Source organism: Achromobacter semiaridum (assembly GCF_053543755.1).
This window is the reverse complement of sequence record NZ_JBLVOL010000049.1, coordinates 1-13,601: the sequence shown is the minus strand read 5'-3', so window position 1 is coordinate 13,601 and position 13,601 is coordinate 1. Positions and strand designations below refer to the sequence as shown.

The following is a 13,601-nucleotide window of genomic DNA, read 5'->3' as shown; positions in this document are numbered from 1 at the left end:
GGCGTGAGCATCGGCGGGGCGGCCGCCTGGTTCGGCGGGTGGGTTGACGAAGCGCTGATGCGCGTCACCGAGCTGTTCCAGATCATTCCGAACGTGGTCTTCGTGCTGACGGTGGTATCGATTCTGGGACCGCATATCGAAGCCATCACGCTGGCCGTCGGGCTGGTGTCCTGGCCGCCCATTGCCCGGCTGACGCGCGCCGAATTCCTGTCATTCAAGGAGCGTGAGTTCGTGCAGGCGTGCCGCGCTGTCGGCATGAACCCCTTGCGCATCGTGGCCGGCGAGATCCTGCCCAACGCGCTGCCCCCCGTCATCGTCATGTCGTCGCTGGTGGTGGCGGGCGCCATTCTGTATGAATCCGTCGTGTCGTTCCTGGGGCTGGGCGATCCCAACATTGCAAGCTGGGGCCGGCTGGTCGGCGAAGGCCGCAGCCTGATCCGATCTTCCTGGTACATCTGCGCCGTGCCGGGCGTGGCGATCATGCTTGCCGTGCTGTCGCTGAACCTGGTTGGCGACGGCCTGAACGACGCGCTTAACCCCAAGCTGCATAAGCAGTAAGCCCCCACCGCCGGAACATTTTCATGACGCATACCCTGAACAATCTGGGCGACCTGACGGACCCGAGCGTGCCCGCCGATCTGCCCGCCATCGTAGACCTGCGCATCCCCGATGCCCCCGTCCATTACTCGCACGGGCAGATACGCGAACGCGCCGGCGGCGTGGCCGCATGGCTGACGGCACGCGGGCTGCCGGCGGGTTCGCGCATTGCCATCGCGGCGTTGAACCGCGCCGAATATCTGATTGCGTATTTCGGCATCATGCGCGCCGGCTTCGTGGCCGTGCCGATCAACATCAAGCAGACGCAAGAGAACATCGATTACGTGATCCGCGACGCGGGCATCGCGCTGGCCTTTGTTGATCGCGCCCGCCGCGCGTCGTTCGAGGACACCGTGCCCGTGCTGGACTTCGACGACGCGGGGCCAGAGGGCTTTGCCGCGCAGATCCAGCCCGCGCACTTTGCCAGCGTCACGCCCGCTTCCGAAGACGTGGCGCAGATGCTTTACACGTCCGGTTCCACCGGCAAACCGAAGGGCGTGCCGCTGACGCATGCGGGGCAGTTATGGGCGCTTGCCGCCACCTCGGGCGCCGCGCCGCGACGCGATCGTCAAGAGCGCTATCTTTTGGCACAACCCCTGTTTCACATGAATGGGCTGTTCATGGCCAAGCGCGCGTTCGCCGGCAACAGCCTGCTGGTGATCCAGCCCGCGTTCGACGTCAGCGCCTATGCCGACGCGCTGGAACGCTATCGCATCACCGTGCTGACAGCGGTGCCGACGATGTTCGCGCGGCTGGTCAAAGAGCCCGGCTTGCTGCGTGACCGCGACTTGTCGGCGTTGGGGCGCGTCATGCTGGGTTCCGCGCCCATGACCGTTGCGCTTTATCAGCGCATACAGGAAGCGTTGCCGCAGGCCACCATCACGCATGGCTACGGCACCACGGAAGCCGGACCGGCCGTGTTCGGCCCGCATCCCGCCGGCCTGCCCACGCCGCCGCTATCGGTGGGGCACCCCCTGGACCCGTCGCAAGTGCGGTTGGCGGACGGCCCAAGTGCCGATGAAGGCGTGCTGCTGATGAACAACCCGGCCGTGCTGTCCGGCTATCACAACCTGCCTGAAAAAAGCGCGCAGGTGCTGCAAGACGGCTGGTATTACAGCGGCGACGTCATGCGCCGCGACGCGGACGGTTTCTATTATTTTGTCGGGCGCGCGGACGACATGTTCGTATGCGGCGGCGAGAACATCTATCCGGTTGAAGTGGAAAAGCTGCTTGAGTTGCATCCCGATGTGCGCCAAAGCTGCGTGGTGCCGCTGGCCGACGAAGAACGCGGCCAGATCCCGGTCGCCTTTGTCGTGCGCCGCGACGGCAGCGCGTTGGATGCCGACGGCCTGAAGCAACATGCCCTGGCCAATGGGCCCGCCTACCAACACCCGCGTCGCATCCGATTCGTCAGCGAATTGCCGTGGGCCGGCACCAACAAGGTGGATCGCAACGCCTTGCTGTTGCAGGCGCGCCGGCTGGAAACGCACCAATCATGGACAAGCTACGAAACGGAGGCCGCATGAGCCAGAGCCAGAGCCAGAGCCAAGCATCGGACAGTCTTATCGGCAAGACAGCACTCATCACCGGCGCCAGCCGAGGCATCGGCCGCGCCATTGCGCTGGCGCTGGGCAGGCGCGGCGCGCATGTTGCCGTTCACTACCACGCAGCGGGCGACGCCGCGATTGAAGTCGCCGGCCTGATCCAGCGCCAGGGCGGTCAGGCCTGGACGCTGCAAGCCGATCTGTCCCAGGCGGACGGGGCCGCAACGCTGGCGCGCGATCTGCGCCGCACCTTGCTGGAACGCAATGGCACGGACGGGCTGGACATTCTTGTGAACAATGCGGGCGTGGGGCTGCGCGCGCTGCTTGCAGATGTCACGCCGCAAGACTTCGACCGCTTGCTGCAAGTGAATCTGAAGTCGCCCTTTTTTTTGATCCAGCAGACCCTGCCGTTCCTGCGCGACAACGGCCGCATCATCAATATTTCGTCGATGGGCACGCGGGCTGCCTACCCGGAAATGAGCGTCTATGCGCCTGCCAAGGCGGGGCTTGAAGCGTTGAGCCTGCTGCTGGCCCAGCAGTTGGGCGAGCGCGGCATTACGGTGAACGCGGTCCTGCCCGGCGCCACCCGCACGGACTTGAACCCGCGTGCACGCGACCCGGAGCTCAGTCGCGTCATCGCCAAAAGCGTGGCGCTGGGCCGCGTGGGTCAGCCCGAGGATATCGCCGACATCGTCGCCTTCCTGGCGTCGGACGAAGGGCGCTGGATCACCGGGCAACGCATCGACGCCACCGGCGGGCAGCGGCTGTAAATCTGGCGAGCGCGGCGCGCCGCTTCAATCCCCGCCGTCGCCGTTGCTGGCCAGACGCGCGCCCGCGCGCACGATGCCGCAACGCTTGTGCGCCCGCATCACCACGCCGACTTCGCTGTTGAGCACGCCGTCCAGTTCGCCCAGGCGGCGTGTCGTCACTTCCCACAGATGCAGGCTGTCGCGGCACAGCACGTGCCAGAACAACTGCGACGCCCCGCTGGTGCCGAACAGGCAGCGGGTGTGCGGGTCCAGCGCCAGATGCGCCGCCATGGCGTCGACGGCTTGCGGCCGCACCTGCACCGAAATCACCGCTTCAACCGGAAAGCCGACCAACGCGGGTTCGACCTCGACGCGAAAGCTCAGTGCCCGGCGCTCGACCAGATGCTGAAGCAGGCGCTGCGCGGTGGGCTCGCTGACGCCGGCCTGCTCGGCCAGTTCAGCCAGGCTGGCGCGGCCGTCGCGCATCAGATGCGCCACCATGCGCGACTCTGCATCGCTTAACGCGGCGGGCGGCTGGGCCTGCGGCGCGTCCGGCACGGCGTCCGGTTGCGCCTGGATGCGCCACTGCCCGGCACGGCGAAACGGCCGCAGCACCAGCCGCGCTTCCACATGTTCAACGCCGTCGATCGACGGCAGCACGCGCGTGACCACGTCGGGCATATCCGCCGCATCGGCCAGGGTCAGTTCGGCCATCAAGTCGGCCGTGCCGGCCAGCGTGACGACCAGCTGGCTGATGTCCAGCCTCGCCAACTGTTCCGCCACCTCGGGCACGCGGCCGGATCGGCAGCGCACCCAGGCATGCAACACCACGCCCCGGCCCATGGCCAGCGGGTCCGGTTCGGCAATGACGCGCAGCGCGTCGGCGTCCATCAGGCGGCGGATGCGGCGCGCCACGGTACGTTCGGCGATACCGGTGGCCGCGCCCAGCTCGCGCCAGGACGCGCGGGGGTCTGCCTGCAACGCGATCAGGCAGGCCAGATCGGTGTCGTCCAGCGCTGGCATTAGGGGCTTACCCTTACTTGACGTGACTATATTCATTAATCTAACGTTCGCGCATTGATAAAAATACAAAATTAAACGGTCTTTTTGACCAAAAATAAATTCTTATTCTGAGGACGTCATGAGCAGCCCATCCGCGACCTTGCGCAGCAAGCAAGGGGCAAGCGCCGCGCCCGCCGCCGCGCCCATATCCCGGTCACGCACCATCCTGGCCGGTAGTGTAGGCAATGCGGTCGAATGGTTCGATTGGACCATCTACGCGTCGTTCGCCATCTTTTTTTCGGGCCAGTTTTTTCCCGAAGGCAATGAAACCACCGCGCTGCTTGCCACCTTCGGCATCTTCGCCGTGGGGTTTTTCATGCGACCGGTGGGTGGCTGGGTGCTGGGCATCTTTTCCGACCGCTATGGCCGCAAAGCCGCGCTGGGCCTGACGATTCTGATGATGGCGGGCGGTTCGCTCATCATTGCCATCACCCCCACCTACGCCACCATCGGCCTGGCTGCCCCGCTGCTGCTGACCGCCGCGCGCCTTTTGCAAGGCTTGTCGCTGGGCGGAGAGTATGCCTCGGCCACGACCTTTCTGGCTGAAATGGCGCCGCCGGAAAAGCGCGGCTTCTATTCCAGCTTCGTTTTTTTCAGCGCCGCCGTGGGCATCCTGGCCGCGTCCGCCGTGGGCTGGCTCCTGACGTCCACGCTGACCAAGGCCGACATGGCCTCGTGGGGCTGGCGCATCCCGTTCCTGATCGGCGCCTTCGGTGGGCTGGCCGGCATGTGGATACGCCGTTCGGTACCCGAAACCGAGGCGTTTTCGCACGCCAAGAAGACCGGCATCGAAAAGCAGCCGCTACGCACGCTGCTGCGCGACCATCCGCGTGAAGTGCTGCGCATCGTGGGCTTCTCGGTGCTGACCACGTTTGCGTTCTACATCTTCGTGGCCTATGTGCCCACGTATGCCATCCGCCAGGTAGGCGCGGACCCCAAGACCGCGTTCGCCGCCAATACCGTGGCCTTGATCGTGTTCATGCTGGTGCAGCCGCTGTTCGGCATTTTGTCCGACCGCATCGGCCGCAAGCCGCAGCTGATCTTCTTTGCGGCCGGCTACCTGGTGTTCTTCTATCCGCTGATGACGACGCTGGGCCCCTCGTTTGGCTCGATCCTGGCGGTGGAACTGTTCGGCCTGGTGCTGTACGCGATGTACACCGCAATTGCACCCGCCATCATGTCGGAACAATTTCCCACCAGCGTGCGCGCTGTCGGCATCGGCACGCCGTACAACCTGGTGGTGGCGTTGTTGGGCGGCACCACGCCTTACCTGCTGACCTGGTTGCAAAGCCGTGGCATGGAACGCTGGTTCTTTTATTACGTGCTGGCCGGCGCCGTGATCACGTTGATTACCTTCATCCGCATGCCTGAAACAAAGGGCCAGACGCTGAAATAGCCGCAACGCGCGCCCTGCAAACGCAACAGCTTTCCGGTCCCGACAGGACCGGAGAGCTTTTCCTTTTTGAAAGAGACCCATGCCCGCACAAGACCACACCGACCTGCATTTTCGAGACGCCCGCGAACTGGCGCGCGCCATCCGCGAAGGTGAACTGAGCGCCCGCCAGGTCGCCACGCATTTCCTGGACCGCATCGAACGCGCCGCACCGCTGGCCGCGTTTAGCGAAGTCACCGCCGAACGCGCGTTGGCACAGGCCGACGCCGCGGATCGCTTGCGGGACGCCGGCCTGCTGCTGGGGCCCTTGCATGGCGTGCCGGTGGCCGTCAAAGACAGCGTGCAGTGGCAAGGCATACCGACCACGGGCGGATCAGAAGCGCGACGCGGCGTGATCAGCGGCGAAACGTCCACGGCGGTGCGCAAGCTGGCGGCCCAGGGCATGGTGATTCTGGGCAAGACGCGCATGACGGAATTCGCGTTCGGGCTGTCGGGGCAAAACCCCACCCAAGGCACGGCGCGCAACCCTTGGGACGCGAAGGTTGCGCGCGCGCCGGGCGGTTCGTCCAGCGGCGCGGGCGTGGCCATGGCGGCGGGGCTGACGGCTATCGCGCTGGGCGGGGACACCGGCGGTTCGGTACGCGCGCCGGCTGCGCTGAACGGCGTGGTGGGCTTCAAGCCATCTTCCGGCCTGATCAGCCGCGCGGGCTGCCTGCCGCTGTCGGACACGCTGGACGTGTTGGGGCCGCTGGCCCGCAACGTGGCGGACGCGCGCCTGCTGACGCAATTGCTGGCCGGGCCCGATGTAGACGACGTAGCCACCTTGGCGCTGCCCGCGTCCTGCGTGACCGCGCTGCGCCACCCCGCGCCACGCCGGTCCGCCGCCATCGCCGTGCTGGCCCCGCAGGCGTGGCCCACGCCGCTGTCGGATTCCGGCCTGGATGCGTGGCATCGGGCCCAAGAGCGACTGGCGCAAGCGGGCCTTGCGCCCACCGCCTGGCATCCGCCCGCAACGCTGTCGTTTGCGCGCATGGCCGATGACAACTCGCTGGTGCTGGCGTACGAGGCCTATGCCTATTACGGCGCGCTGGCCGAAAACCCCGCCGCGCCCTTGTGGGACGTGGTGCGGGCGCGCATCGCAGCGGGCGGGCGCATTACGCGGGCGGACTACGAAGCCGCGCTGACCCGGCGCCAGGCCGACATGGCCGCCTTCGCCGCCGCCATGCAGGGGCTGGACGGGCTGTTGATGCCCGCGTGCGATCAGGCGGCGCAAGCGCTGGACGCCGAAGACGTACGCCACGTGGGCTTGGGCAAGCTGCTGCGCCCCGCCAACTTCCTGGGCGCGGCCGCCATCGCGCTGCCGGCAGGCGCGGACCCTGAAGGCATGCCGATGGCCGTGCAGCTGCTGGCCCCCGCCGGTGGCGATGCCGCCTTGCTGGACTGCGCGGCGGTGCTGGAGCCTGTGCTGGCGCCGACGCGGCGCACGCCGGACCTGTCGGCGTGGGGGTTGTAGGACCACGGGCCGCGGGTGCAACGCTGCGCAATGCAGCAATGCAGCAATGCAAAAAAATGCCCCGCCGGGATTCCGGGCGGGGGCATTTTTCGTTCAGGGCCGGGCGGTGAAGCCCGGGTCGCCAAAGGAGGCAGATAAAAGGCGGCTGATAAAGCAGCCAATCAGGCGCGGCCGACAGAGAAGCCGACCGGCTGCCGTCGCTTACAGCGCCTTCTTCAGTTCCTGAACCTTGTCCGTGGCTTCCCACGAGAATTCCGGCTCGGAACGGCCGAAGTGGCCGTACGCGGCGGTCTTCGCGTAGATCGGACGCAGCAGATCCAGCATGTTGACGATGCCCTTGGGACGCAGGTCGAAGTGTTCGCGCACCAGCTTGGCGATCTGGTCGTCGGGGATGACGCCCGTGCCTTCGGTGTACACCGTGATGTTGATCGGTTCGGCCACGCCGATGGCGTAGCTGACCTGCACCTGGCACTGGCGCGCCAGGCCGGCGGCCACGATGTTCTTGGCCACGTAGCGGGCCGCGTAAGCAGCCGAACGGTCCACCTTGGACGGATCCTTGCCCGAGAACGCGCCGCCACCGTGCGGGCATGCGCCGCCGTAGGTGTCGACGATGATCTTGCGGCCGGTCAGGCCGCAATCGCCTTGCGGGCCGCCGATGACGAAGCGGCCGGTCGGGTTGACCAGGAACTTGGTTTGCGGCGTGATCAGGCCTTCGGGGAAGCTGGGCTTGATGATGTCTTCGATCACCGCTTCGCGGATGGTTTCTTGCGTGACTTCCGGCGCGTGCTGCGTGGACAGCACCACGGTATCGACTTCCGCCGGGCGGCCGTCGATATAGCGGAACGTGACCTGCGACTTGGCGTCCGGGCGCAGCCACGGCAGGCGGCCGTCCTTGCGCAGTTCGCTCTGGCGCTGCACCAGCCGGTGCGCGTACCAGATCGGAGCCGGCATCAGGTCAGGCGTTTCGTCGCAGGCATAGCCGAACATCAGGCCCTGGTCGCCCGCGCCTTGGTTCAGATAGTCTTCCGAGCTTCGGTCCACGCCCTGGGCGATGTCGGGCGATTGCTTGTCGTAAGCAACCAGCACGGCGCAACCCTTGTAGTCGATACCGTATTCGGTGTTGTCGTATCCAATGCGGCGGATGGTGTCCCGGGCGACCTGGATGTAATCCACGTTGGCGGTGGTGGTGATTTCACCGGCCAGCACGACCAGGCCCGTGTTGCACAGCGTTTCGGCTGCGACACGCGCATTCGGGTCTTGCGTGAAGATGGCGTCCAGGATCGAATCGGAAATCTGGTCGGCAACCTTGTCGGGATGCCCTTCGGAGACGGATTCGGAAGTGAAGAGAAAATCGTTATTGGCCACAGATGCGTCCTTGGTGTCCGGCGTTGCCGGCGCATAGGTTCATGAGGCGCGTTGCACCCCGGACCGCATGAAATACGCTATCTGGGCGCGACGCTTTAGCGGATTTGGCAAAGGGCGCGCCATGCGCTGCACCCTTGCCGTCGCCCCGCAAGTTGTCGGTTAACTCGGCGACTGAGCGGATTTTAAGCGAAAATGCCGTTCTTATGCTCGCGGCGGGGGTGTAAACATATTCCCGAATACCGGCATAACCCTGCCCGACCTTTCCTATTTGCTGAATGCTGCTCGCCCTGTTCCGACTCTTTGCCGCCTTGCCGCTACCGGTTGCGCACGCCCTTGGGCGCGCGGCGGGGCTGGCCGTGTACGCCTGGCCCGGCAAGTATCGACGCCGCCTTCAGGCCAATGCCGCTCAGGCCGGCTACCCCGGCGCGGCCTTCGCGCGCCGTGCCGCGGCCGAAACCGGCGCCATGATTCTTGAAAACCCCCGCGTGTGGTTCAAGAACGAGCAAAGCCTGGCGCAGGTGGTTTCCGACGACAACGCCGTGGTGGACACGGCACGCGCCGAGGGGCGCGGCATCTTGTTCCTGACCCCGCACCTGGGCTGCTTCGAAATCACCGCCCGCTATCTGGCCCGCCAGATGCCCATGACGGTGATGTTCCGCCCCCCGCGCAAAGACGTGCTGGCCCCGCTGCTGGAGACCGCGCGCAACAGTTCCGCCGTCAACGCCGTGCCGGCCACCATGCAGGGCGTGCGGGAATTCGTGCGGGCGCTGCGGCGCGGTGAATCGGTGGGCATGCTGCCTGACCAGGCGCCCAGCGTGGGCGACGGGGTGTGGGCGCCGTTCTTCGGCCGCCTGGCCTACACGATGACGCTGCCCAGCAAACTGGCCACGCAGACCAACGTCCCCATCATCCTGACGGCGGGCGAACGCCTGCCCCACGGCCGGGGCTGGCGCATCCACTATGTGCGCGTGCCCGAGCCGCTGCCGGCCGATCCCACGGCGCAGGCGGCGTTGATCAACGCCGCGATGGAAACTCTGATCCGGCGCTGTCCCCAGCAATACCTCTGGAGCTATAACCGCTACAAGACCCCGCGCGGCGCGCCGCCGGCGCCCGACGCCGCCCCGTCGGCTCGCTGACGTTTTCTGGTTTCCGCCGCCCGGTCCACCCCCGACACGATGAAAGATTCAAAGACGCGTACGCTGGTTTCCCTGTTGAAATGGTTCGGCCGCATCAAGCCGTCGACGCGCTTGCGCATCGGTGCCGTGCTGGGCTGGCTGGCACCACGGCTGGCCAAATCCCGGGCGCGCATCGTGCGGCGCAATCTGGAATTGTGCTTTCCCGATCAGCCCGAGTCGGTGCGCGAGCAATGGGTGGCGGAACACTTCCGGGCGCTGGCGCAATCCATCGTCGATCGCGGCGTGCTGTGGTACGGCACGCCCGAGGCCATCAAGGACATGGTCACGCAAAGCGGGGCCGAGCGCATCAACGAACTGATCGCGCAAGGCCGTTCGGTGATATTGCTGGCGCCGCATTTCATTGCGCTGGATGCCGCCGCCACCCGCCTGACCATGGAAGTGCCCAGCGCCGCCACCATGTACACCCCGCAAAGCGATCCGCACATCGATGCGGTCGTGGCTGCCGGGCGGGCGCGCTTCAACGAGGTTTTTCTGGTCAGCCGCAAGGACGGCGTACGCGACCTGATCCGCCACCTGCGCGCGCCGCGTCCCGTCTACTACCTGCCCGACATGGACTTCGGCCGCCAAGGGGCCGTATTCGTGCCGTTCTTCGGCGTGCAGGCCGCCACGCTGCTGGCCACCGCGCAACTGGCCCAGAAATGGAACGCGGCGGTGCTGCCTATCGTGGGCTTCTGGAACCCCGAGACCGGCCGCTACCATGTGGACGTGCTGCCCGCCCTGGCGGATTTTCCGGGCGACGCAACCCTGGAAGACGCCACCGCCCGGCTGAACCGGGAGCTGGAATCCTGGGTGCGCCGCTGCCCCAGCCAGTACTACTGGGTCCACCGCCGCTTCAAGACCCGTCCGCCCGGCGAGGCAAAGTTCTATTGATCGCGGCCGGCTGTCCGCGCCCCAATAATGGGCGATAATCGCCCGATGAACTGGAACTTCACCAAAATGCATGGCGCGGGCAACGACTTTGTCGTGCTCGACGGGGTCCGCCAGACCATCGAAATGACGCCCGAGCGCGCCCGAGCGCTGGGCGATCGGCACTTCGGCATCGGCGCCGACCAGATCCTGCTGGTCGAGCGGGCCACACGCCCCGACGCGGATTTCCGCTATCGCATTTTCAATTCCGACGGCAGCGAAGTCGAACACTGCGGCAACGGCGCGCGCTGTTTTGTGCGCTTTGTGCACGAACAAGGGCTGTCCGACCGCAACCCGCTGCGCGCGGAAATCGCCACCGGCATCCTGGTGCTTGACGAAGGCGACGACGAACAAGTCACGGTCGATATGGGCAGCACCCGTTTCGACCCCGAGGCCCTGCCCTTCGACACAGCCGGCCTGCCTTCGATGCGCGAAGGCGAAGACACCCTTTGGGAGCTTGAGCTGGACGCCCCCACCGGCGTTGCCAACAAGGTGTGGCTGTCGGCCGTGGCCATCTCGAACCCGCATGCGGTTCAGGTGGTGGATAACGTGGACACCGCGCCCGTTTCCATTCAAGGCCCCCTGATCGAAACCCACCCGCGCTTTGCCCGCCGCGTGAATGCGGGCTTTCTGCAAGTCATGGACCGCCACAACGTCCGCCTGCGCGTTTTCGAGCGCGGCGCGGGCGAAACGCTGGCCTGTGGCACGGGCGCCTGCGCCGCCGTGGCAGCCGGCATCCGCCGTGGCCTGCTGGAATCGCCGGTGCGCGTGCAAACGCGCGGCGGCGTGCTGACCGTTGCCTGGAATGGCGACCAACTGCGCATGACGGGCCCGGCCGAATCCGTGTTCACGGGGCAAGTCGACATCGACAAGCTCGTCTTCTCCATGGCGCTGAACCGCTAACCCTATGACTGATACCGCTTTCACCGCCCAAGACATCGCCGCCTTCCTGCAAGACCACCCCGGCTTCTTTGACGAACACGCCGACGTGTTCGCCACCATGCAGGTGCCGCACCCGCATGGCTCGCGCGCCATCTCGCTGGGCGAACGCCAGATCCTGACCCTGCGGGAACGCAACCGCGAACTGGAATGGCGCTTGAACGAACTGGTGCGCAACGCCACCGCCAACGAAAGCATCGGCACGCATGTGGCCAAATGGTGCAGCCGCCTGCTGTCTGAAAACGACGCGCAGCGCGTGCCCGGCGAGATCGCGTTGGGTCTGGCCGAACAATTCGACCTGAACCACGTGGCGCTGCGCCTGTGGGATTTGTCCGAGTTGGCCCCCACCGGTTATGGCGAGCCCGTTTCGCAAGATGTGCGCACGTTCACCGACAGCCTGAAGACGCCGTACTGCGGCACCGACACCGGTTTCGAAGCGGTGGGCTGGCTGGACAGCAAGCCCAAGTCGCTGGCGCTGGTGCCGTTGCGCCTGGAAGCCGACGGCCCGGCCGTGGGCCTGTTGGTGCTGGGGTCCGATGACCCGGAACGCTTCACGCCCGAGATGGGCACGGCGTTTCTGGAATCCGTCGGGCAACTGGCATCGGCCGCGCTGCACCGGCTGAATCCGGCCTCGCCCAAGGCCTAGCGCAACGCGACGGCGGGCGGACATGGACCAGAACTTGCACAACGCGCCCCCGCCCGGCAGTGCCCAGGACGGCCCCGATGCTGCGCCTGCGTCCGACAGCAAACGGTCCACCGTCGGCACCGTGCCCCCGCCCGACGAAGCACGGACCACGGCCGGTCCCTCGCAGCCCGACGCCGGCGACCCCGCGCTGCCCGAACCGATGCGCGCGTGGTTGCGCCATCTGGAAACCAACCGCCGCTATTCGCCGCACACGCTGAGCGGCTATCAGCGTGAGCTGCACTTTCTGCACCAACTGGCCGACCGCGCCGGCCTGCCGCTGGACAAGATCGCCAACGGCCATATTCGCCAATTCGTCGCACGCCTGCATGCTCAGGGCCGCGGGCCACGCAGCCTGGCGCGCACGCTGGCCGCCTGGCGCGGCTTCTACCAATGGTGGGCACCCGCCGCCGACCTGGCCGGAAACCCTGTGGCCGGGGTGCGCGCGCCCAAAGCGCCGCGTGGCCTGCCCAAGGCCTTGTCCGTGGAACAGACCCAGGCCCTGCTGGACCGCGCGCCCGCCAAAGTGGCCAACGAGCCCGTCGCGCTGCGCGACCAGGCCATGCTTGAACTGCTGTATTCCAGCGGGCTGCGCTTGTCGGAACTGGTCGGCCTGGACTTGCGCTACACGCGCACCCCCGATTACGAATCCGCCGGTTGGTTGAAGCTGGAAGAAGCCGAGGTCGAAGTGCTGGGCAAAGGCGGCAAGCGCCGCGCGGTGCCGGTGGGGCAGGCAGCGATTGCCGCCTTGCAGAAATGGATTGCCGCGCGCCCGCAGCTGTCGCCCCCCCACCCGCTTATTCAGGACGCCTGCGCCTTGTTCCTGGGCGCGCGCGGCAAGCGCATTTCGCCGCGGGTCGTGCAGCTGCAACTGGCGCAGATCGCCCAAACAGCGGGCCTGCCCACGCATGTGCATCCGCACGTGCTACGCCACAGTTTCGCCAGCCATGTGCTGCAATCGGCGCAAGACTTGCGGGCCGTGCAGGAAATGCTGGGCCACGCCAATATCTCGACCACGCAGGTCTATACCCGCCTGGATTTCCAGCACCTGGCCAAGGCCTACGACCAGGCGCATCCGCGCGCGGGCCGCAAATCCTGAACGGGCGGGGCTTACCCGCCGCCCGCCAACATGCCGCCCAGCAGCATGACACCCAATAACAACACCGCCGTCGCGGCCAGTGCCTCTACGCTGTAGCGCAACCGCGCCGCGCCCTTGCTGGACAAGCGCTGGCCAACGCGCGTGGCCACCCCGCCGGCGGCCACCGCCAGGCAGGCCAGCGCCGCCACGGTCAACCCCGTGCCTGCGCCCATGGCCAGCGCCGACGCCACGCCGGCCATGAAAAAGCCTTGCGACAACGCGAACACCAGCACGATCAACGCACCACTGCACGGTCGCAAGCCCACGGCAAGAATCGCCGACGCGGCACGACGCCAGCTCAAGCTGCCCGCCACCTGCTCGGGCGCCGGCACATGCGCATGTCCGCAACCGCAGTCGTCATGATGATGGTGATGGTGATGTAGGTGGTGATGCGACAACCCCACCGTCACTGACGCGGCGGACGCATACACCGGGATCGCATTCAACGCCGCAGCGCCCTTTGGCGGCGCGCCCTTTGGCGAGGCGCCCTTTGGCGGCGCGCCCTTTGGCGAGGCGC

13 protein-coding genes are annotated in these 13,601 nt (G+C 66.6%); 10 read left to right on the top strand and 3 right to left on the bottom strand.

Annotated elements, in window-relative coordinates; translation table 11 throughout:
• The 3 genes from ACNPP0_RS15125 to ACNPP0_RS15115 form a co-directional block, all read left to right on the top strand.
• The coding region (locus ACNPP0_RS15125) for an ABC transporter permease (protein WP_448706334.1) at positions 1–558 on the top strand (558 nt) is incomplete at its 5' end.
• Positions 559–581: 23 nt separating this feature from the next.
• Positions 582–2,123, top strand: a complete 1,542-nt coding sequence (locus ACNPP0_RS15120; RefSeq protein ID WP_332609583.1) for a class I adenylate-forming enzyme family protein — start codon at positions 582–584, stop codon at positions 2,121–2,123.
• Positions 2,120–2,911 carry an SDR family oxidoreductase gene (locus ACNPP0_RS15115; protein WP_448706333.1) on the top strand — a complete coding sequence of 264 codons (792 nt, stop codon included), beginning with the start codon at positions 2,120–2,122 and terminating at the stop codon, positions 2,909–2,911. The genes ACNPP0_RS15120 and ACNPP0_RS15115 overlap by 4 nt, the downstream gene beginning before the upstream one ends.
• A 24-nt stretch (positions 2,912–2,935) precedes the next feature.
• Here the strand turns inward: ACNPP0_RS15115 and ACNPP0_RS15110 are convergent, their stop codons facing one another.
• Complete coding sequence (locus tag ACNPP0_RS15110; RefSeq protein ID WP_448706332.1) at positions 2,936–3,949, bottom strand: Lrp/AsnC family transcriptional regulator; 1,014 nt, start codon at positions 3,947–3,949, stop codon at positions 2,936–2,938.
• An 82-nt stretch (positions 3,950–4,031) separates the two neighbouring features.
• On the opposite strand from ACNPP0_RS15110, the gene ACNPP0_RS15105 reads away from it, so the two are divergent.
• Entirely contained in the window at positions 4,032–5,348 is a 1,317-nt protein-coding gene (locus tag ACNPP0_RS15105; RefSeq protein WP_332609579.1) for an MFS transporter, read from the top strand.
• A gap of 79 nt (positions 5,349–5,427) precedes the next feature.
• A complete protein-coding gene (locus ACNPP0_RS15100; protein ID WP_448706331.1) occupies positions 5,428–6,858 on the top strand; it encodes an amidase in 1,431 nt (476 codons plus the stop codon).
• A 201-nt stretch (positions 6,859–7,059) separates the two neighbouring features.
• Here the strand turns inward: ACNPP0_RS15100 and metK are convergent, their stop codons facing one another.
• Positions 7,060–8,223, bottom strand: a complete 1,164-nt coding sequence (gene metK / locus ACNPP0_RS15095; protein WP_046802994.1) for a methionine adenosyltransferase — start codon at positions 8,221–8,223, stop codon at positions 7,060–7,062.
• Positions 8,224–8,498: 275 nt separating this feature from the next.
• Here metK and ACNPP0_RS15090 point away from each other — a divergent pair, with 275 nt between their 5' ends.
• The 5 genes from ACNPP0_RS15090 to xerC all read left to right on the top strand — a co-directional run bounded on the left by ACNPP0_RS15090 (position 8,499) and on the right by xerC (position 13,045).
• Positions 8,499–9,359: a lysophospholipid acyltransferase family protein gene (locus ACNPP0_RS15090; RefSeq protein ID WP_104142578.1), complete on the top strand. Its 861-nt coding sequence runs from the start codon at positions 8,499–8,501 to the stop codon at positions 9,357–9,359.
• A 39-nt stretch (positions 9,360–9,398) separates the two neighbouring features.
• Positions 9,399–10,289, top strand: coding sequence for a lysophospholipid acyltransferase family protein (locus ACNPP0_RS15085; RefSeq protein WP_332609577.1), 891 nt, complete (start codon positions 9,399–9,401; stop codon positions 10,287–10,289).
• A 27-nt stretch (positions 10,290–10,316) separates the two neighbouring features.
• Positions 10,317–11,228, top strand: coding sequence for a diaminopimelate epimerase (dapF, locus tag ACNPP0_RS15080; RefSeq protein ID WP_448706330.1), 912 nt, complete (start codon positions 10,317–10,319; stop codon positions 11,226–11,228).
• Positions 11,229–11,232: 4 nt separating this feature from the next.
• Positions 11,233–11,910, top strand: coding sequence for a DUF484 family protein (locus tag ACNPP0_RS15075; RefSeq protein WP_332609574.1), 678 nt, complete (start codon positions 11,233–11,235; stop codon positions 11,908–11,910).
• Between the two features lie 199 nt (positions 11,911–12,109).
• Positions 12,110–13,045, top strand: coding sequence for a tyrosine recombinase XerC (gene xerC / locus ACNPP0_RS15070; protein ID WP_332610250.1), 936 nt, complete (start codon positions 12,110–12,112; stop codon positions 13,043–13,045).
• Between the two features lie 11 nt (positions 13,046–13,056).
• On the opposite strand, the gene ACNPP0_RS15065 is transcribed toward xerC, so the two are convergent.
• The coding region (locus ACNPP0_RS15065; RefSeq protein ID WP_448706329.1) for a HoxN/HupN/NixA family nickel/cobalt transporter at positions 13,057–13,601 on the bottom strand (545 nt) is incomplete at its 5' end.

Coding starts and splice junctions, on each gene's coding strand:
- ACNPP0_RS15075 (WP_332609574.1), top strand. CDS start 11,233: ATGACTGATACCGCTTTCACCGCCCAAGACATCGCCGCCTTCCTGCAA.
- dapF (WP_448706330.1), top strand. CDS start 10,317: ATGGGCGATAATCGCCCGATGAACTGGAACTTCACCAAAATGCATGGC.
- ACNPP0_RS15110 (WP_448706332.1), bottom strand. CDS start 3,949: ATGAATATAGTCACGTCAAGTAAGGGTAAGCCCCTAATGCCAGCGCTG.
- ACNPP0_RS15105 (WP_332609579.1), top strand. CDS start 4,032: ATGAGCAGCCCATCCGCGACCTTGCGCAGCAAGCAAGGGGCAAGCGCC.
- ACNPP0_RS15100 (WP_448706331.1), top strand. CDS start 5,428: ATGCCCGCACAAGACCACACCGACCTGCATTTTCGAGACGCCCGCGAA.
- ACNPP0_RS15090 (WP_104142578.1), top strand. CDS start 8,499: ATGCTGCTCGCCCTGTTCCGACTCTTTGCCGCCTTGCCGCTACCGGTT.
- ACNPP0_RS15085 (WP_332609577.1), top strand. CDS start 9,399: ATGAAAGATTCAAAGACGCGTACGCTGGTTTCCCTGTTGAAATGGTTC.
- xerC (WP_332610250.1), top strand. CDS start 12,110: ATGCGCGCGTGGTTGCGCCATCTGGAAACCAACCGCCGCTATTCGCCG.
- ACNPP0_RS15115 (WP_448706333.1), top strand. CDS start 2,120: ATGAGCCAGAGCCAGAGCCAGAGCCAAGCATCGGACAGTCTTATCGGC.
- ACNPP0_RS15120 (WP_332609583.1), top strand. CDS start 582: ATGACGCATACCCTGAACAATCTGGGCGACCTGACGGACCCGAGCGTG.